This is a genomic window from Sphingomonas caeni (assembly GCF_026013415.1).
Lineage (GTDB): Bacteria > Pseudomonadota > Alphaproteobacteria > Sphingomonadales > Sphingomonadaceae > Sphingomonas > Sphingomonas caeni.
On record NZ_JAPDOK010000004.1, the window covers coordinates 44,104 to 62,802 of the forward strand.

Here is an 18,699-nt window from a genome sequence, read left to right on the forward strand (position 1 = left end):
CACTTGTGAAGTCCGCACGACCCGAAGGCGATTGGGGCATCTGGCAGGGCGACGGCCTGGTGCTGCGTTCGGGAGGGCTGGTCGATCCCGATAGCCTGCCGCGCTTCGAGCAACTGGCCTGCTCGGTGGTCCGTGATCTCATCGTCGAGACGCGCGAGCTTCACAGCCAGAGCTACTATGCCGATCGCTTCGAGCGGCTGACCGTCTTCTATGTCAGCAATAACGCGGCAAATGCGCTGGCGATCGAACGCGAGGACCGTCGCGGTATCGCGATCTATATCGGCTTGCTGTGGCGACTTTGGGCGGCCTTCCAGATCGGACTGTCCAAACAGGAGTTTCTCGACGGCGCGTTCGATACGCCGCCGCTCACGCTGTCGGCCTCCCCGTCGCTCGTCCTGCTCAGGGGCGAGCAGCTCGCTTCGGTGCCCGAAGGCTTTTGGCCCGAAGAGCGGCGGCTCGCCCTGTGGGATCTCTTCCAGCGCTCTCTGCTGTTCCTGCTTTGCCATGAGCTCGCGCATCATGCGCGCGGTCATCTCGACCTTGTGCACGAGAAGCTCGGCCTGGACGGGATCGATGAATTGGCGAGCACAGGGACAGACGGGCCGGACCAATGCCTGCTGCGGATGATCGAGTTCGATGCGGACACCGACGCACTCGACATGATCCTGCTGGCCGATATCGACCAGGCCAGGAAGGAGAATTGGTCGATCGAAAAGTCCGAGGCGCAAGGATTACAGTGGCTGGTATCGATCGCGACGCTGTTTCTGGCTTTCGACCTCGATCACAAATCGGTCGAAGAGCAATATCGCGGCTCGCATCCGGCCCCCGTCCACCGCGCGGTCCATGCCGTCAGCACCATGGCGCGATCCTACGCCTTCCATTTCGGCTGGGATGACGAGAAGCGCATCTTCTACGAGGAAGAGGCATGGGAAGCGGCGGGCATCATTGCCGAGGCCGTCGGGATGCCCGAGGGGCGCTGGTTCGGGGAAAGCACCGTCCTGATGGACCTCGACCGGTACCGTGAGGAAGAGGCGCGGTTCCTCGAGTTCAATGCCTGGCTCACAAGCGAAGTGACCGGCGGCAGCCTTCAACAACCGCAATGGCTGGCGGAGCTCGGCGCCCCAGCTTAAGCGCTTTGGCGCATCGGGGCTTGCGTCAGCCCGTCCTGGGTCCACCATGGCGACCGTGACGTCCAAGCCTGCTCTCACTTTCCGCAAGAGCGCTCTGCTCCGTGCCGGTTGCGAAAGCCTGGAGGCGTTGCACACGGCGATCGCGCCCTTCGCGCAGCCTCGAGCCGAGGGAATCCGGCAGCTCAATTTCGACGGCATCGAGGGCGGCGCTGCGCTGCTCGAACAATTGCGGACCGAATACCTGGAGTTGATCGAAGAGATCGTCGAGGAAGGTCGCGGCTTCCAGCAGGGCTGGAACATCGAACTGCTTCGCGCGGTCGAGCTCGACCCGAGCCGCAAGGTCGATGCGCGGATCGAATGGCCCGATGGCGCGCTTCGCATCAAGTTGAGCGAGGGCCTTTGCCTGGCGCTCGACGACGCGCTTCTCAACATGCTGTGTGTCCTGGGCTTCTTTACCGCGCGCCCAACCCGCGACGATCGGCCCGAAGGACATCTGATCGCGGAATGCGGTCTGCCCGGCCGCAATCGCTATATCGACTATTCGGAAGTCACCGTGCTTCCCGGCGTGGAGATCGCGGCCGCGCTCACCAGCAGAATGCCGCTTGACGGCCTGAGGCTCGCGCAGGCCGACCTGTTGCTGGCGCTCGCGTTGGAATGGATCGCGCTCCACGAGCAGGCACACGCGCTGTTGGGGCACGTCGCCTGGCTCCGCGAAGGCCGGCACGGTGGCGCGGCCCGTCTTGACGAGGCGCTGTTCCTGGAAAGCTCGAGCGACGATGCGGCGCGCGAGGACAGTTATTGCCTCGAGCTTCAGGCCGACGCGCTGGCGACGCAGATGCTCTTCCTCCACGGCATGTCGGGGGACATGGCCGCCAACCGCTGGGTCCAGCGCTACCAGGCCGCGCGCGCCGACGCGATGGAGGACCGTCTGGCCTTCGCGCCCGACCTTGCCAGCCGCGAGGGCCGCTTCCACGCGATGCTGCTGGCCAGCGCGATCAGCTCGCTCCTGTTCGAGCTGCGCCGCGAACGCCTGCGGGACCCCGGCATCTCGCATCCGCCGCCGGCGACGCGGTTGCTCAACATCTTCACCGGCGCGGTCGCCGCCTGGGCCGACGTCGCCGAATATGAGCAGGATCTCCCCGGAAAGGAAGGCGATGTATAGGACAGGCTTTCCCAGTGCCGTGACCAGGCTTCCACCTCGACCAGCGCCATCAGTTCGGGGAGCTTCTCGTCATTTGTAGTGACGGTCTTGAGATGGGCTTCGAGGGTCTGCGTGTCGATCAGGCCCTGCCGAGCCAGGACGCCGCCGAGCAGGATTTCGCGAAGGGTGGGCAGACTGGCCCGGATGACGCGGTGGACGAGGCCGTTGAATGCCACTTTGGTTCGCCGATCGATGACTGCCGCCGGCAGCAGATCGCGGAAGGCTTCGCGTGCGACCGCCCGGTTGTTCCCGCCCGAACACCAAAGCCAGGTCGGGATCGTTAGGCAGGTCTCCAGGATCGGCTGCGACATGAGCGGCGCGACGAGGGGCGCAATCGCCTCGCGGCCATAGCCCTCGAGGTGATTCTGGATCGCGATGATTGACCAGACATGGCGTCGCTTGCCGGGTGCGATGTGCGGCGGCGCCTCTAGCCAGCGGTCGACGACCGGCAGCGCAGAGTGGAGCAGGCAGAAGATGCTGTCCCCGCCACCGCCGCCCAGAAATGCGTCGGCGCCCTGCAAACGGCCAAGCGCCTGGAGGGGCGCATCGAAGGCTTGTGACAATGCGCGTGCGCAGGGTCTCGGCAAGTCGGCGGAATCGGTTCGTGCGATATCGACGATCGACGCGTCGGGTGTCAGCTCCTGGAGGGGAAGCCCCGTCCTCGCAGCGACGGCCCTTGCCCATGGCCGCTCATCTGGATCGCCCTCGGCAGGCCCGAACGTGATGCACGAGGCAGCGGTGGAGACCGCGGCGGCGCCGGCGGTGACGAGCGAGGAATCCAGGCCGCCCGAAATTTCGATGATCGGCGCCTCGAAGCAGTCCACCCACGCGCCGATCGAACCCATGGCGCACGCTCGAAGCGTGGCCGCAGCGGTTGCCGGGTCGCTCGACTGCGGTCCCGGTTCGGCGAACGTCCAGGGGGACCATGCGCAGCGGCTTTGGGCACGACCGGCGCGCAGTTCCAGCATCATGCCGGGAAGCACCTCATCGATCCCGCGCAGCGCGGTCCGCGCCGGCCGCAGGTCGCGGTAGCAGAGCGACTGGGCGACGATCGTCCAGTCGATCGCCGGGAGAAGCAACCCGTGCTCAAGCAGCAGATCCGGCCGCGATGTCACGACATGGGCGCCGTCGATCTCGGCATGATAGCAGGCGACCGCGCCCGAGGGATCGCGAAGCACCTCCACCGCGTCTCCGAAGGAGCGGATCGCGACATAGCCTCCCCAATGGCTGCGCAGCAGTTCGTCCGCAGGCTGGAGGAGCGCGGGCCTGACCCCATCTGTCACCCGCGCGAAAGTCACCTGTTCGAAGAGATGTCCCCAGATCAGGCCGCGGCCACCCGGAAGGGTCAGGCTCGCGGCGTTCGCGTCGCCGAGGATGATGACCCCGGGAGCATCGACGAGGGTGGTGAGCGACGGTTGCAGCCTGCCGAGGAAGGCGCGTAGCCGCTCGGATGTCGCCGCATCGCGGGGAGTGATGCAGACGAGATAGGTCGATCGGTTCATATCGCCAGGATCGGCGTGAAGCTCGACACATGATCGAAGCTGTCGTTGAGGATCGCTTCCGGTGTCTGGAGCCAGCAATGCGCCGAGAATGGCTCGGGCGTTATACCGAACACCAGTTGCGATCCGAGGCCCCGCCTCGCGAGCCAGCCGTCCAATGCGAGCGAGTCGAGAAGGCAGTTGCGCGCGATCGGCACGGCGCCGCGGCCGCGCTCGAACGCGCCCGCTTCGGCCAGCGTGGCGTCCAGATGGCCGCGCACCGGCAGCGGCCCTCTCGTTCTCAACCCGGAAAGGATGCTGTTGAGCGAGAGCGTTCGCAGTCTCAGCCAGGTTCCCGCAACGGTACGGGCGATTCTGAAGGACCTCGGCTGAGCGACCTGGCGGCGTTCGAAGGTCGCAATGCCGTCGGGAACGGCGACCCGCTCCTTGAGGGCATTGGTCGGCTCCCTGTCGCCGGGACGGAAGATCTTGGAACGGACCAGTGTTGCCAGGACGGGCGCTGGCGGCGCGCAGGCGTGATTGCGCTCGAGCCACCCGCACATCTGTTCGGCAGGAGCGGGGGGGACCTGAAAATAGCGATCCTGTCGGGCGTCGAGCAAGAAAAGGCGATGCGCGGCGACGCAGGCGGTGGCATGCGGCAGGATCTGCCAGAACATCGCGGCTCCCGTTTTAGAATGTGGACGATCCCGGCGGCGGGGACGCGCGCCGGAATCTCGCGGTCAATTGTCCGAGAGGTCGAACGGAAGGATCCGCCCGATGATTACCCGCAAGCCAACGCAGCCGCCTTTGGTCTGGGTCGTAGCGGCGCCCAGATCGATCAGCTTGCGCGTATCTTCGCTCATGACGGGTCTCCAACGCCAGCCGGTCGACGAACGGCACCAGCCCGGCGAGGCCGGGCCGGTGCGCGCGCGGATCAGTCGTCGTCCGACAGACCGGTCTGCGGGATGAGTCCGACGACGTCGAACTTGCCCTGCTGGGCGCCCTGGGTCTCGACGCTGGCGACGCCGAGATCGATCAGGTCGATGGTTTCGTTGGGTTCACGGTCCATGATCATTCTCCTGTCGCGAGATGCGACCCGGAGAAGATTCGACATGCCGGCGGTTATAAGAAGTTTATAATCCGATTATAATCATAGGCCCGATCAAGCCGTTTCCCGGCGCCGAATTAGCTCTGTGACCGCCTTCATTCGGCGAAGATGATAGCGCCTTATTGCTTGCGGGAGCCCGGCGTTTACCAAGGCAAACTCGTCCAATTCGCCGATCAACGGTTCAAGAACTTCCGACTCGATCATGCGGAACGGATGCAGGCGATCCCCAACGCTCGAAATCGCCGCCCGAATCTCGCGATTGGGCGCCATCTCGCCGATGCGCTCGAATAGCTGCGCGGTCCTCGCCGCAATCGTCTCGCTGTCCAACGCATCCGTCACGAGCGGATTGCGAGCGGTGCGGACTGCCATCAGGACAAGGGCGGAATGCCACTCGTAGAGATCGCGCAGGGCAGCTTCGCTGTATCGTGGCACATGGAAACCTTCCCCGGCGCGCGCCTCGACCAGGCTTTCACCGACCAGGCGATGAAGAACGTCGCGCACCGGCGTCATGCTGACGCCGAGCTCCTCCGCGATGCGGTTCGCCTCAAGGCGGGCGCCCGGCGCATACCGGCCCTCCCGGAGCACTTGCTTCAGCGTCGCATAGCTTCGCTCCATCGCCTGGAGCGGGCTCATGCGGCAATCTCCTGGTCGGCGCGGTGCGCAGCGACCGCCTCGGCCTGATCGGGCCGAAGCGCATCCACGGCCCCGACATGGTCCGGAAGATCGCCCGTGAGGAGGAGCGAGGGGCACACGCCTTCATAATTGCCGAGGTTCGGCCGGTGCTGCCGATAGCCCACCAGGGCTGCAAGCTCGGGCGAGAAGCCTCTCGCGATGTGCGGCGGGTAAGCCAGCCACTGATTTTCATAGGGCTTGAGCCAGCCCAGGCAGTAGCTGACCACCACCGCGCGGCGGACGTCCGGGCTCCGGTTCGCCCCGGCTCCGTGGAGCGTCGAGCCGAGGAACAGAAACGCGTCGCCCGGCCCATATTCGGCGATAATGGACTGCCCAGGCATCTCTTCACGAAGCGCTTCGGCGCCATGACTGCCGGGATAGATGATGGTGCCGCCATTCTGGACGGTGAAGCGGGTAAGCGGCCACATCACGTTGACCAGATATTCGACCTCGCCCTTCACGCCCGCCCACATGTCCTGGTCGCGGTGCGGGAATTGCGCAGGGGCGCCGGGATGAAGCTCGATCGCCTGCATGAGGTTGAGCTGGATCGTGTCGCACCAGGGGCTGAGGACCGCTTCTGTCGCCGCGAGAATGCGTGGTTGCAGCGCCAGCGCGGCGGAATGCGCCGATCGCTTCAGCAGGCTCCCGAACCGCTTGGTGCGACCACCGTAGAAGTCGCCCTGGCAGAACGGCGTCGCGGCGTAGAGTGGATCGAGATCGGCGGCGAGCGCCTGGATCGCGTGGGCAGGCAACAGGTTGGGGATGACGCACCAACCATGGGTGCGGAGCTGCTCGACATCGGAGCGAGCAGGATCGGCTGCTGAAATAGCGCGCATGACGTTTCCTCAGGCATTCACGGCGTCGAACGCCGCGAGATTTCGGTTGGCGATCGGCGACCAGATGCGTCCCGCGGCAAGCTCGTCCGGCGTGTCCGCAGTGATGGTGATTTCGAGCGCGCCGAGCAGGCTGCGGCCGCAGCGGATAGGCTCGCCCAGCGCCCGGCATTGCCAGCCGAAGCAGAGGATCTGCTGCAGCCAGGCCATCTCGGCGACACCGGTGTAGCGCTCGACTCCGTTGGCCAGAGCGTGCTCGACCAACGCCGTCACGAGCTGGTTGCGGATCGAAAATCGTTCGGCGGCACGCAGCCGGCGGTCGAGACAAAAGCGGGTGATTTCCCAGATCCTTTCGCCTCGCGGAGGCTCCGCGTCGCACAGCGCGGGGAAGACGGTATCAAGGAGATGGGGCCGCGCGGTGGGCAGCAGCCGGGCCGACCCGAGATGCTGCTGGTCGCGATCGGTGATGATCAGGTAACGGGCGAAGCTGTCGTCGAACTGATCGAGCTCATAGCGCCCGTCGAGGACCGGCAGGTCCCATTTGAGGAGGTCGACGAAGACGCTCTTGCGGGCGGCGAACATCGCCCGGATCGCGGTGTCGCTGCCGCTGTCGATCATCGTGTCGGTGAGAAAAACCATGTGGTGAGCCCTCGAAATTCAAGCGAGGCTCAGCATCCCGTTCAGCGCCGAACGGGGATATTCCAAGAAATGGGGATAGCGTCAGCGCTTCAAAATGTCGGAGAAGCTGATCAGTCCATCGAAGAGCGCTCGGACCGCGAGCAGGGCACGCTTCTGCACGCCGTAGCGCTCACGTGCGTGCTTCAGATGCTGGATGACTGTCTCATGTCCTACGCCGAGGATCACGGAGATCTCCCAGTCGGTCTTGCCCCGTGCCGCCCACAGGACGCAGTCCCGCTGCCGGTCGGTCAGAATAGGCGTGTTGGCGATCCCGAAGTCGCGCGCACCCGACAAACGACGCGCCGCCTCGAATGCGAAGCCGCCGACCAGCTGGCAGACGAAGTGGAATTCGGCCGGAAATGCCTCGCCGGCGCCTACCGCAAACGAACAGGAGCCGAGCGTTTCACCGGGCACGCTCGCCGGAATGGTGAAGCCGTCGCCTATGCCGATCCGGTACGCCTGATCGAGGACAAATCGATCTTCCGGGGTCATCTTGATCATGTCCGGCACCTCGGACCAGGCAAATCCCACGGTCGCACGATGCGAGGCCCGGTGAATGGGATCGCATTTTCCAAGACCGTTCGCGTCGAACCACTCCTGCCAGGATGGAGGATAGTTGTGGACACGGACCGCGGGACCGTTTGCCTGGCGAAAGTCGACATGATGGCTCAGGGCGAAATAGCGCACGCCCATCGTCTCGCAGCAATCCAGCAAAGCGGCACGAAGCACATCGGCGTTCGCGGCCGACCGCGCATTTTCTACGAAAGCCTCGGCAATCGCGAACCTCGACATACCCACCCCGGCCGACTGCGAAATGGGGTCCTCAACCCGCCATCTCGCAATCCGGCTCAATCGGGCTCGTGGGCGAACAACTTCTCAAGGAAGTCGCCTGAGCGGCATTGGATTGGTTTTCACCAAAAGCATCGGCGTATGTCAAATCTCGCCGGATAGCCGACAGTTAGTATCGGTATCGATCCAATCATTAGCCTCACATTACTGCCATATTTACCTTGCCGCTCGGCGAAACGGTGAATGCCGACAGATTGTAGACGGTTTGATGGATGCTCCGACTTGAAGATTGGCGGTGAGGTAGCTTGCGAAGGGATAGTTCGGGCAACGCCAGTCGGGGTAACGGCCGGGCTTACGGCGTGGTAGCCAGCGCAATGACTCCAGCTGCCTGTCCTCCCCATTTCTATAAATATTCGTCGTTCGGCACCGCGAGGATCGTCCTCACCAACGGTAGACTGCGCTGGACGACTGCCTCGCTGCTCAACGACCCGTTCGACATGGGCTTCGATCTCCATATGGATATCGACGCCTCCGAGCTGCGCCGCCTCGTCAAGGAGCGGTTTCGCGTCCTGCTCGATGGCGGGCATTATGCGAGGACGAAGCGCGAGGACGCGGACCTTGAGGCCGACCTGGACCGCACACTAGATGGTACGCTTGCCAGCCTCGACCAGTCGCTCGCCGATATGCACCGCGAGAGCCGGCAATGGACCGAGAAGACCAAGATCCTCTGCCTGACCGTGTCCCCCGGCAACATGCTGATGTGGTCGCATTATGCAGAGCAGCATTCCGGCGCAGTGCTGCGGTTCTCGACGGCTGGTGAGAACAATGCGTTCCAGACCGCGAGGCCCGTGACCTATTCGGAGGAAATGCCCCGGTTCCTCGATACGGCTGGGTTCGCGGACATGATCCTGGGCGCAAACATCGATACCCCTGCGACGACCCGGAAGCAGATTTTCACCAAGGCCAGCGCCTGGTCGTACGAGCAGGAGTGGCGGATCAATTTCGGTCTGTGCCGCGATCCCGAAGCGGCGTTCGAGGACCTGCGCTTCGGGGAAGAGGAACTCGATGGAGTGATCCTTGGGTGCCGGATGCCGCCCGCGAATCGCCTGGACCTGGTGGCGTTGGCGCGCAGTCTCAATCCGGATGTCGAGATATTCGAGGCAGTACCGGCATCGCGAGCGTTTCGCATGGATATTCGGTCCTTCTGAACCTGCCGAAAATCCTGCGGGCGTGGCGATCCGTTACTGCTTGGCGCAGTCGATCCAGCCTAGCCCATCCATTCCCGCGTCGATGGCGCGAGCGGCGGTATCTATCAGCGGATGATGTCGACTCTTCCAGCCCTCGATAAAGCCCGACCGCGAAATGGCGAGCCAGTTCAGCTTGCGAGACTCCGCCGGACAGGTCGGGCCGCTGGCGCTGGCCCGCTGCTCTTTCGTCAGCTTCGGGTCGCCATAGCTGATGTAGATGTCCTGCCGCACCGCGGCGGGCCGCGATACCTGGCGAACGACGGCGATCTTGGCGCAGCTGTTGTTTGGGTCGCCGGAGACCGGCGCGGGCACGACTCCGTTGGAATAAGCGAGCAATGCAAGCGCGCATCGCTTCTGCAATTCTATATCGAGCACCGCATGTTCCGGCAGGATCGCCGGGCGTTCCACAGTCACTCCGTGTATGAACATCAGGTTCGTGGCCCCGCCCGAACCGCCGCCCACCGAGTTCCCCCGTTCGACGATGATGCCGGCGATCGGAAAGGAATAGTTGTTCGACTCCCACAGATCGTCCGCGAGCTTCGCCGCACATGCGTTGGGCTTCTTGCAAAGCTTGGCCGCATTCAGGATCCAGTCGGACATCAGGTCGGCTGGGACCGAAGCGAGACGAACCCACCCCTGAAGGCCTGAGTCGACATAAGTGCAATCGGTGACTGGAATGCCCTCGTATCCCGGCTCGGTGAGAATCGGCTTGGTGCAGGCGTCGGCGGAGCCGCCTTCGAAGTAACGGCGATGCTGCAACTTGTCGGACGCGAAGTTGCGTACTCCCGCCTCGAGCCCGTCGCGCTTGATATAGCCAGCTGCATTTGCGGGTTCGTCCGGCGCGACTTTCCCCGGCGCCGCTATCGTCAGAAGTGCCGTGACCGCGATCGTCAACATGGCCGTTCATCCGCTGCCAGAATCGGGGCGAACCTACCCGAGTCGAGAGGCGCTTCAAACCACCCCGGAACCGCCTCGAAACGCCCGAATGATACGGCGAAACGCTGCCGAACCCACGCCATGGGCACCTGCGGTTTTCATCCGCTTGTGTCCTATGCGTGTCCGATCTCGCGGAACGGCCTCGCCAGCCCCCGAAGGGTATTTATAAGATATTGATTTATAAGTAGAAAATGGTGCTGCCGGTGAGGATTGAACTCACGACCTCAGCCTTACCAAGGATGCGCTCTACCACTGAGCTACGGCAGCATTCCGGCCCCGGGACTGCAAGGCCCGGACGGAGCGCGCCTAAGAGACGAGCGCGGCTGGATTGTCAACCCGATGGCACCCGGTTTATCGCCGGGGCCATGAGCGATGCCGACAAGAAGGCCCGATTGGCCGAAGCGCTGCGCGCGAACCTGCGCAAACGCAAGGCGCAGGCGCGCGAGCAACGCGACGGTGAGGATCAGACCGGCGCGCACTTGCCCTCGAGCCATGAGCGGTCCTCGCCCTCGAGCTGAGGGCCGATGATCCGCAGGACATTGGCGTGATAGGCGTTGAGCCAGTCGCGCTCGCCCGCCGTCAGCATCGATGGCTCGATCAGGTCGCGCTCGATAGGGGCGAAGGTGAGGGTTTCGAAGCCGAGCATGGTCGCCTCGGCGCCCGGCACCGGCTTCTCGATCACCAGCACCAGATTCTCGATGCGGATGCCGAAATCGCCGCCCTTGTAATAGCCCGGCTCGTTCGAGAGGAACATGCCGGCGCGTAAGGGTTCGAGCGAGGCGCCGCCGGGATAGAGGGGCGAGGCGATGCGCTGGGGCCCTTCATGCACCGAGAGGTACGAGCCGACGCCGTGCCCGGTGCCATGGGCGAAATCGAGGCCGGCATCCCAGAGCGGGCGCCGCGCGAAGCTGTCGAGCTGGGCGCCCAGCGTGCGATCGGGGAAGATCGCGGTGGCGATGGCGATATGGCCCTGGAGGACGCGGGTGAAACGGTCCTTCATCTCCGCGGTCGGCGGCCCGACGGGGACGACGCGCGTCACATCGGTGGTGCCGTCGGCATATTGGCCGCCCGAATCGACGAGGTAGAGCTGACCGCGCTCGATCGGCAGGCTGCTCTCGTCGGTGACCTTATAGTGCGGGATCGCGCCATTGGGGCCGGTGGCGGAGATGGTGTCGAAGCTCAGGTCCTTGAGCACGCCGGTATCCTCGCGGAACCGGCGGAGGCGGTCGGCGGCGCTCATCTCGGTCTGGCCGCCTTTGGGCAGCTCGATTTCGCACCAGCGCAGGAAGCGGCTGAGTGCGGCGCCGTCGCGCGCTTGCGCGGCCTTGTGGCCGGCGATCTCGGCGGGGTTTTTGAGCGCCTTGGCAAGGACGACCGGGTCGCGCAGCGAGAGGATTTTCGCCCCGCCCGCGTCGAGCGAATCGAAGATCGCCGCGACCGCGCGCTCGGGATCGGCGGCGACGCGCTTGCCCTTGAAGGCGGCGAGCGCGGGGGCGAAGGCGGTGCGGTCGTGCACGCGGATCGCGTTGCCGAGATGCTGGGCGACCGCGTCGGTCATCTTCTCGGGCGCGACGAACAGGTCGGCGGTACCGTCCGAATTGACGATCGCATAGGCGAGCGCGACCGGGGTGTGGCTGACATCGCCGCCGCGCACGTTGAACGCCCAGGCGATCGAATCGAGCGCGGAGAGGACGACCGCGTCGGCCTTGCGCTCGTGGAGCCAGTCGGCGATCTCGGCGCGCTTGGCGGCGGAGGATTTGCCCGCATCCTTGTCCGACTGGATAGTAAGCGTGGCGTCCGAAGGCGAGGGCTTGTCGGGCCAGACCTTGTCGATCGGATTGGTATCGACCGCGACCAGCTCGGCGCCGCGTTCCGCAAGGGCTTTGCGCGCGGCATCGACCCAGGTGCGCGTGTGGAGCCAGGGATCGTAGCCGATCCGCCCGCCATCGGGGGCATGCTCGCCGAGCCAGCCCTCGACGCTGGTTTGGGGTACGCCGACATATTGCCAGTCATCGGCCGAGACCTGCTGGCGGACCTGGAGCGTGTAGCGCCCGTCAGTGAAGATCGCGGCTTCCTGGGGCAGCACCACCGCGGTGCCCGCCGAACCCTGGAACCCGGTCAGCCAGGCGAGACGCTGGGCATATTCGCCGACATACTCGGACATATGCTCATCGGTGAGCGGCACGACGAAGCCATCGAGGCGGTCGCGCTTGAGCTGTTCGCGAAGGGCGGAAAGGCGGTCTGCGTAGCTGGACATGGGAATCTGCCTCGGGTGATCGATCGGCGCCGGACTCGCCGGCGGACTGGATGGGCGGGATATAGCCCCGGAAGGCACCGAAGGAACAGCTTTGAGCGCAAGCAGCGGGGAGCGGGGACGATCGGGACATCCTATCCCGATGGCAGCGATGCTAGAGGAGTCCGACATGACCTATGCATACAAGACGATGAACTCGCCGGTGGGCGAACTCAAGCTGGTGGCCTCGGACAAGGGGCTCGCCGCGATCATCTGGGAGAAAGACTCGCCCGACCGGGTGAAGTTGGGGGCGATGGCCGAGGATGACGATCATCCCGTGCTCGCCGAGGCGGCGCGCCAGATCGGCGAGTATTTCGACGGCAAGCGGACGGCGTTCGATGTGCCGCTCGATTTCCGGGGGACCGAGTTCCAGAAATCGGTGTGGGAGGCGCTGCTGAGGATCCCGTTCGGCGAGACGCGCTCCTATGCCGAGATCGCGCGCGCAGTGGGCCGCCCGACGGCGTTCCGCGCGGTGGGAGCGGCGAACGGCAGGAATCCCATCTCGATCATCGCGCCGTGCCACCGGGTGATCGGCACCAACGGGGCGCTCACCGGCTTTGCGGGCGGGCTCGAGGCCAAGGCGCTGCTGCTCGGGATCGAGGGGCGGCCGGCCTGAGCCGTTTACGAAAGCGAAGGCGGTTTCGGGCTAGCTCCCCCAACGGCAATCGCGGGGCCTTCGATGTTCGGCAGCTATCATCGCTTCAAGTTGATCGTCGCGCTCGGCGTGACGGGTTGCGGCATGATGGTGATCGGCGAGCATGAGCTCGTCCTCGCCACGCGCTTCGTCGAGACGCAGACGCGGGTCACCGACGTCGCGCAGCTCTGCGGCGAGGGACGCGACGGTCGGTTCCATTATGTCGATTGCAGCGGCGCGCTGCCCGGCGCGGATCGCCGCACCGCGATCACCGTGCGCTATGTCTCGCCCGCCGACCACCGTCTGCATCGCGCCATCGTCCGCGGCGACACCAGCGCCGACAAGGCGCCCGAGATCAAGGCGGGGGACATTTTCGCGGTGCTCGCGCATCGCAGCGATCCGGGGCAGGTCGAGCGACGCAAATGCACCACGGTGATGCTCTCCTGAGCCCATGCAACGGTTGCATGGCGGTGCGCATGCCGCGGTTGGCCGATGCATCTCCCCGTGGGCGAGACCTCCGCATAGAGCGCCTCCACCGCGCCGCAAGGGCGCACCCAGGATCGAGGATTACCGTCATGATGAAGCAGATGACCGCCGCCGCCGGCCTTGCCGCGCTCGCTCTGATCGCCACCCCCGCCGCCGCGCAGGATGGCCGCGCCGCGGGCGGGCAGGGTTCGGCCTCCGCGCGCGAGGCGGGGAGCCGGGTCGCGGTGGGGCGTCGGCATTCGGAGACGCGGCGGCCGAGCGGCGGGGTTCGGGTTGCCGTGGGCGACGTCAATGGCGATGGCGCCACCAGCGGGCGCGAGCCCGCCCCGCCGCGCATGCGGACCCAGAACAATCTCAAGCAGATCGGCATCGCCACGCAGCACTGACCGTCCTGCCCCCCGGCAGGCTGCGGGCGTCCGTGCGAGCGGGCGCCCGTTTTGCGCATGGCGCCGCGCGGGGCTAAAGGCGCGGCGATGATCCGCCTGTCCGACCTCAAGCTGCCGCTGAATCACGATGCCGACGCCCTGCCCGCCGCGATCTGCGCGCGGCTGGGGATCGGGCGGGGCGAGCTGAGCAGTTTCGCGGTGGCGCGGCGCGGATGGGATGCGCGCAAGAAGGCGCATATCCTGCTGATCTATTCGGTCGATGTGACGCTGGCGGACGAAGCTGCGGTGCTGGCGCGGTTCGAAGGCGATGCGCATGTGCGGCCTGCGCCGGATATCGCCTACACGTTCGTCGCCAGGGCGGAAGGCTGGAGCGGCAAGCGCCCGATCGTGGTGGGGGCAGGGCCGTGCGGGCTCTTCGTCGGGCTCATCCTCGCGCAGATGGGGTTCAGGCCGATCATCCTCGATCGCGGCAAGGTGGTGCGCGAGCGGACCAAGGATACCTGGGGGCTGTGGCGCAAGAGCGTGCTCAATCCCGAATCGAACGTCCAGTTCGGCGAGGGCGGGGCGGGGACCTTCTCCGACGGCAAGCTCTACAGCCGGATCAAGGACCCGCGCCATCTCGACCGCAAGGTGCTGACCGAATTCGTCGCGGCGGGGGCGCCGGAGGAGATCCTTACCGAGGCGCATCCGCATATCGGCACCTTCCGGCTGGTGAAGATGGTCGAGGGCATCCGCGCGCAGATCGAGGCGCTGGGTGGGGAGTATCGCTGGCAGCACCGGGTCGAGGACCTGCTGCTCGACGATGCGCGGCGGGTGACCGGGGTGCGCATCCAGACCGGTGAGGTGATCGAGAGCGACCATATCGCGATCGCGCTGGGGCACAGCGCGCGCGACACCTTCCACATGCTCCACGAGCGCGGCGTCTTCATCGAGCCCAAGCCGTTCGCGATCGGGGTGCGCGTCGAGCATCCGCAGAAATGGATCGACGCGGCGCGCTTCGGGCCCAATGCGGGCAATCCGATCCTGGGCGCGGCCGATTATTCGATCTCGCACCAGGCCTCGAACGGCCGCGCGGTCTACAGCTTCTGCATGTGCCCGGGCGGACAGGTGGTGGCGGCGACCAGCGAGGAGGGGCGCGTGGCGACCAACGGGATGAGCCAATATTCGCGCGCCGAGCGCAACGCCAATTCGGGGATCGTGGTGACGATCGATCCCGAGACCGACTATCCGGGGCATCCGCTTGCCGGAATCGAATTGCAGCGGCGGCTGGAAGAGAAGGCGTTCGTCGCGGGCGGATCGAACTATCGCGCGCCGGCCCAAAGGCTGGGGGATTTCCTCGCCAAACGGCCATCGACCGAGCTGGGCGAGGTGACGCCGTCGTACAAGCCGGGGGTGACGCCGACCGATCTGGCCGAGATACTGCCGGACTTCGCGGTCGAGGCGATGCGCGAGGCCTTCCCGGTCTTCGGGCGGCGCATCCCGGGATATGATCATCCCGACGCGGTGATGACGGGCGTCGAGACGCGGACCAGCTCGCCGATCCGGATTACGCGCGGGGCGGATTTGCAGAGCCTCAACACGCCCGGGCTGTTTCCTGCCGGAGAAGGCGCGGGCTATGCGGGCGGCATCCTCTCGGCGGCGGTCGACGGGATCAAGGTTGCCGAGGCGATGGCGCTCAGCATGACCGGAAGGAAATAGCGGTCAGGCGCCGGCCTGCGAATTGTCCGTTTGCACCGGGACCCATCCTGCGACGACGGCGATGCGCACGGCATGGGCGAGATTCTGCACCCCCAGCTTCTTCATCGCGCCCGCGCGGTAGATTTCGACCGTCCGCGGGCTGATGCCGAGTTCCCCGGCGGTCACCTTGTTCGCGCAGCCGTCGAACAGATGGTAGAGCACGTCGCGTTCGCGCGGGCTCAGCGCCTCGATCTTGCGCCGCGCATCGCGCGTCAGGGCGGCCGTCGCCTTGCAGGCTTCGAGCCGGCCAAACGCCACGGTGAGCGCATCGCCGAGGGTGCCGTTCTCGAACGGCTTCTCGATCACGTCGGCGGCGCCGTACTTCATCGCGAGCACCGCGGCCTGAACCGACGCGCTGCCGGTGACGAGCACGGTCATGAACTTGGAGTCGCCGCGCGCATCCAGCTTTTCGAGAACCTCGACGCCATCCATCTGCGGCATGTTGAGATCGAGCAGCAGCACGCCGGGGTCGAGGTCATCGGCTTCGCGAAGGAAATCGAGGCCGTTCTCGAACATCCGCACCACTGTGCCGGTGTCGCCGCTTACCGCCTGCTGGATGAAGCGCCGAGAAATTCGATCGTCATCGACAATATAGATGAAGCGCATGACGTTACCCCATTTGGTTCTCACGGCGTGGAGTAAGTCCCGAACCCTGCCTCAGCGAAACTCGTACCGTTCGGCCCGGTTACTATCGGAAGCGTAAAGGATCGGTATATCGAGGCTTTCCCTTGGTCATTTGCGCGGGCGGGCGACTGCGCCGGGCCTCGACATGGCCGCGCACTGGGGTAAGGGCGGGGCATGACCGATGCTCCCACACCCCCTGTCGCCGACACCCGCCCGCACAGCTTCACGCGCCACGGCGTGACGATCGACGATCCCTGGGCGTGGCTGAAGGACCCGGGCTATCCGAACGTCACCGACAAGGATGTGCTGGCGTATCTGGAGGCTGAGAACGCCTATTACGAAGCGGTGATGGGGTCGCACAAGCCGCTGGCCGACACGCTGTTCGCGGAGATGCGCGGGCGGATCAAGGAGGACGAATCGACCGTCCCGCAGCGCGACGGCGACTGGGTCTATTGGACCGATTTCGAGATGGGCGGCCAGTATCGCCGCTGGTGGCGCAAGCCCGCTTCGGGCGGCGAGGATCAATTGATCCTGAGCGAACCCGAGCTGGCCGAGGGCAAGGAATATTTCAACCTGGGCGCGTTCAGCGCGAGCGATGACGGGCGCTGGCTGGCCTATGCGGTGGACGATAACGGCTCGGAGCGGTTCGAGGTCCGGGTCAAGGACCTGGAGAGCGGCGAGCTGTTACCCGATCTGATCCCCGGCGTGCTTTCGGAGCTGGTGTGGACCGCCGACTCGAAGGGGTTCCTCTATGCGCTGGTCAACGACAATTGGCGCACGGACCGGGTCCGCTGGCACAAATTGGGCGAGCCGGTCGAGCGGGACGTCGAGATCTATTTCGAGGCCGATGAGGGATTCCGGGTCGGCGTTTCGGAGACCCAGTCGCGCAAGTTTCTGATCGTCTCGACGGGCGATCATGTGACGAGCGAAGTCCATCTGCTCCCCGCCGACAATCCCGCCGCGCCCTTGCTGTGCGTGAGCCCGCGCAAGACGGGGCGCGAATATGATGTCGAGGAGCATGATGGCACGCTCTTCATCCACACCAACGACACCGATCCCAATTTCCGGCTGGTGACTGCGCCGGTTTCGAACCCGTGCGCGTGGGTCGAGCGGATCGCGCCGTCCAGGCATTTCTACATGACGGGGATCACCTGCTTCGCCGACTGGCTGATCGTCGAGGGGCGCGAGGACGGGCTCGATCAGATCGAACTGCACCGTTACGACCCCGCGATCGCGCCGGTGCGGATCGTGTTTCCCGAGCCGAGCTATGCAGCGGGGCTGGGCGACAATCCCGAATATGCGGTGACCAAGCTGCGGCTCGGATACGAGTCGATGGTCACGCCGGGGACGGTTTATGATTACGACCTGGCGACGGGCGAGCTCGAGACGCTCAAGGTCCAGACGATCCCGAGCGGCTATGACGCGGGCAAGTACCGCACCGAGCGGCTGAAGATCGAAGCGCGTGACGGGACGCCGGTGCCCGTGTCGATCGTCTATCCCAAGGACTTTCCGCGCGACGGCAGCGGCAAGCTCTATCTCTATGCCTATGGCGCCTATGGCATCGCGATCCCGCCGGGCTTCTCGACCAGCCGCATGTCGTTCCTCGACCGCGGCATGGCCTTCGCGATCGCGCATATCCGGGGCGGCGATGATCTCGGCCAGCAATGGTATCTCGACGGCAAGCTCGAGAAGCGCGCCAACACCTTCAACGATTTCGTCGATGTCGCGCGCGGGCTGATCGCGAAGGGCTTCACTCATGAAGGCGGGATCGCGATTGCGGGGCGCTCGGCGGGCGGCGAGCTGATGGGGGCGGTGGTCAATTCCGATCCCGAATTGTGGGGCGCGGTGGTGGCGGACGTGCCGTTCGTCGACGTGCTCAACACGATGCTCGACGACAGCCTGCCGCTGACCCCGGGCGAATGGCCCGAATGGGGCAACCCGATCGAGGACGCCGCGGCGTTCGCGCTGATCCGCGGCTACTCACCCTATGACAATGTGACCCGCCAGGCCTATCCGCCCTTGTTCATCTCGGGCGGGCTCAACGATCCGCGCGTGACCTATTGGGAGCCCGCCAAATGGGGGGCGAAGCTGCGCGCGATGAAGACCGACGACAACGTGCTGCTGCTCAAGACCAATATGGGCGCGGGGCATGGCGGCAAATCGGGCCGGTGGGAAAGCCTGAAGGAGGCCGCCGAGGAGATGGCCTTCGTGCTGTGGCAGCTGGGGATCGGGGGCTAGGGCGGATCGCCATTCGAACTTCTGTTCCTCCCTCGCAGGGCACCTGCGGGGGAGGTGGCAGCGAAGCTGACGGAGGGGCTTCACACCTATCGTCGCGCATGGGGTTGGTGGTGAGCCCCCTCCGTCAGCGCTTCGCGCTGCCACCTCCCCCGCTCTGCGAGCGGGGGAGGAACAAGATTGACACACCTCCGCCCCCCATTCGACACCCGCGAGGAGAGGGGCTGCTGGG

At 65.4% G+C, this 18,699-nt stretch carries 19 protein-coding genes and 1 tRNA gene; 8 read left to right on the forward strand and 12 right to left on the reverse strand.

Annotation, left to right across the window (positions count from 1 at the left end; translation table 11 throughout):
• Window positions 1-5: 5 nt before the first annotated feature.
• Window positions 6-1,130: a hypothetical protein gene (locus OF829_RS11755; RefSeq protein ID WP_264940245.1), complete on the forward strand. Its 1,125-nt coding sequence runs from the start codon at window positions 6-8 to the stop codon at window positions 1,128-1,130.
• Window positions 1,131-2,021: 891 nt separating this feature from the next.
• Here OF829_RS11755 and OF829_RS11760 read toward each other — a convergent pair.
• From OF829_RS11760 to OF829_RS11795, 8 genes are all read right to left on the reverse strand, one after another.
• Window positions 2,022-3,833: an asparagine synthase C-terminal domain-containing protein gene (locus OF829_RS11760; RefSeq protein WP_264940246.1), complete on the reverse strand. Its 1,812-nt coding sequence runs from the start codon at window positions 3,831-3,833 to the stop codon at window positions 2,022-2,024.
• Entirely contained in the window at window positions 3,830-4,486 is a 657-nt protein-coding gene (locus tag OF829_RS11765) for a lasso peptide biosynthesis B2 protein (RefSeq protein ID WP_264940247.1), read from the reverse strand. Before OF829_RS11765 ends, OF829_RS11760 begins: the two co-directional genes overlap by 4 nt.
• A 63-nt stretch (window positions 4,487-4,549) precedes the next feature.
• Window positions 4,550-4,672 carry a hypothetical protein gene (locus OF829_RS11770; protein ID WP_264940248.1) on the reverse strand — a complete coding sequence of 41 codons (123 nt, stop codon included), beginning with the start codon at window positions 4,670-4,672 and terminating at the stop codon, window positions 4,550-4,552.
• Between the two features lie 71 nt (window positions 4,673-4,743).
• Window positions 4,744-4,878, reverse strand: coding sequence for a benenodin family lasso peptide (locus tag OF829_RS11775; RefSeq protein ID WP_264940250.1), 135 nt, complete (start codon window positions 4,876-4,878; stop codon window positions 4,744-4,746).
• Window positions 4,879-4,971: 93 nt separating this feature from the next.
• Window positions 4,972-5,550 (reverse strand): GntR family transcriptional regulator, encoded by a 579-nt coding sequence (locus OF829_RS11780; protein ID WP_319951549.1) that lies wholly within the window; start codon window positions 5,548-5,550, stop codon window positions 4,972-4,974.
• Complete coding sequence (locus OF829_RS11785; protein WP_264940251.1) at window positions 5,547-6,425, reverse strand: phytanoyl-CoA dioxygenase family protein; 879 nt, start codon at window positions 6,423-6,425, stop codon at window positions 5,547-5,549. The genes OF829_RS11780 and OF829_RS11785 overlap by 4 nt, the downstream gene beginning before the upstream one ends.
• A 9-nt stretch (window positions 6,426-6,434) precedes the next feature.
• Complete coding sequence (locus OF829_RS11790) at window positions 6,435-7,040, reverse strand: acyl-homoserine-lactone synthase (RefSeq protein ID WP_264940252.1); 606 nt, start codon at window positions 7,038-7,040, stop codon at window positions 6,435-6,437.
• 102 nt (window positions 7,041-7,142) lie between these two features.
• A complete protein-coding gene (locus tag OF829_RS11795) occupies window positions 7,143-7,892 on the reverse strand; it encodes a LuxR family transcriptional regulator (RefSeq protein WP_264940253.1) in 750 nt (249 codons plus the stop codon).
• Window positions 7,893-8,248: 356 nt separating this feature from the next.
• Here OF829_RS11795 and OF829_RS11800 point away from each other — a divergent pair, with 356 nt between their 5' ends.
• Window positions 8,249-9,097 carry a DUF2971 domain-containing protein gene (locus OF829_RS11800; protein ID WP_264940255.1) on the forward strand — a complete coding sequence of 283 codons (849 nt, stop codon included), beginning with the start codon at window positions 8,249-8,251 and terminating at the stop codon, window positions 9,095-9,097.
• A 33-nt stretch (window positions 9,098-9,130) separates the two neighbouring features.
• On the opposite strand, the gene OF829_RS11805 is transcribed toward OF829_RS11800, so the two are convergent.
• Together OF829_RS11805 and OF829_RS11810 are read right to left on the reverse strand one after the other, a co-directional pair.
• Complete coding sequence (locus OF829_RS11805; protein ID WP_264940256.1) at window positions 9,131-10,033, reverse strand: hypothetical protein; 903 nt, start codon at window positions 10,031-10,033, stop codon at window positions 9,131-9,133.
• Between the two features lie 231 nt (window positions 10,034-10,264).
• Window positions 10,265-10,339: transfer RNA gene (locus OF829_RS11810), tRNA-Thr, on the reverse strand.
• A 98-nt stretch (window positions 10,340-10,437) separates the two neighbouring features.
• Between OF829_RS11810 and OF829_RS11815 the strand changes: the two genes are divergently transcribed.
• The gene (locus OF829_RS11815; protein WP_264940257.1) at window positions 10,438-10,590 is read left to right on the forward strand and encodes a hypothetical protein; all 153 of its coding nucleotides are present in this window, start codon (window positions 10,438-10,440) and stop codon (window positions 10,588-10,590) included.
• Here the strand turns inward: OF829_RS11815 and OF829_RS11820 are convergent.
• Window positions 10,536-12,329, reverse strand: coding sequence for an aminopeptidase P family protein (locus tag OF829_RS11820; RefSeq protein WP_264940258.1), 1,794 nt, complete (start codon window positions 12,327-12,329; stop codon window positions 10,536-10,538). The two genes, OF829_RS11815 and OF829_RS11820, sit on opposite strands and share 55 nt — an antisense overlap.
• A 166-nt stretch (window positions 12,330-12,495) precedes the next feature.
• Between OF829_RS11820 and OF829_RS11825 the strand changes: the two genes are divergently transcribed.
• The 4 genes from OF829_RS11825 to OF829_RS11840 all read left to right on the forward strand — a co-directional run bounded on the left by OF829_RS11825 (window position 12,496) and on the right by OF829_RS11840 (window position 15,569).
• Complete coding sequence (locus tag OF829_RS11825; protein WP_264940259.1) at window positions 12,496-12,981, forward strand: methylated-DNA--[protein]-cysteine S-methyltransferase; 486 nt, start codon at window positions 12,496-12,498, stop codon at window positions 12,979-12,981.
• 63 nt (window positions 12,982-13,044) lie between these two features.
• Window positions 13,045-13,446 (forward strand): hypothetical protein, encoded by a 402-nt coding sequence (locus OF829_RS11830; protein WP_264940260.1) that lies wholly within the window; start codon window positions 13,045-13,047, stop codon window positions 13,444-13,446.
• Between the two features lie 128 nt (window positions 13,447-13,574).
• Window positions 13,575-13,871, forward strand: a complete 297-nt coding sequence (locus OF829_RS11835; protein WP_264940261.1) for a hypothetical protein — start codon at window positions 13,575-13,577, stop codon at window positions 13,869-13,871.
• A gap of 87 nt (window positions 13,872-13,958) precedes the next feature.
• Window positions 13,959-15,569: an NAD(P)/FAD-dependent oxidoreductase gene (locus OF829_RS11840; RefSeq protein WP_264940262.1), complete on the forward strand. Its 1,611-nt coding sequence runs from the start codon at window positions 13,959-13,961 to the stop codon at window positions 15,567-15,569.
• 3 nt (window positions 15,570-15,572) lie between these two features.
• Here OF829_RS11840 and OF829_RS11845 read toward each other — a convergent pair whose 3' ends face one another.
• Window positions 15,573-16,214 (reverse strand): response regulator transcription factor, encoded by a 642-nt coding sequence (locus tag OF829_RS11845; protein ID WP_264940263.1) that lies wholly within the window; start codon window positions 16,212-16,214, stop codon window positions 15,573-15,575.
• A gap of 192 nt (window positions 16,215-16,406) precedes the next feature.
• Here OF829_RS11845 and OF829_RS11850 point away from each other — a divergent pair, with 192 nt between their 5' ends.
• Window positions 16,407-18,470 (forward strand): S9 family peptidase, encoded by a 2,064-nt coding sequence (locus OF829_RS11850; protein ID WP_264940265.1) that lies wholly within the window; start codon window positions 16,407-16,409, stop codon window positions 18,468-18,470.
• Window positions 18,471-18,699 lie beyond the last annotated feature (229 nt).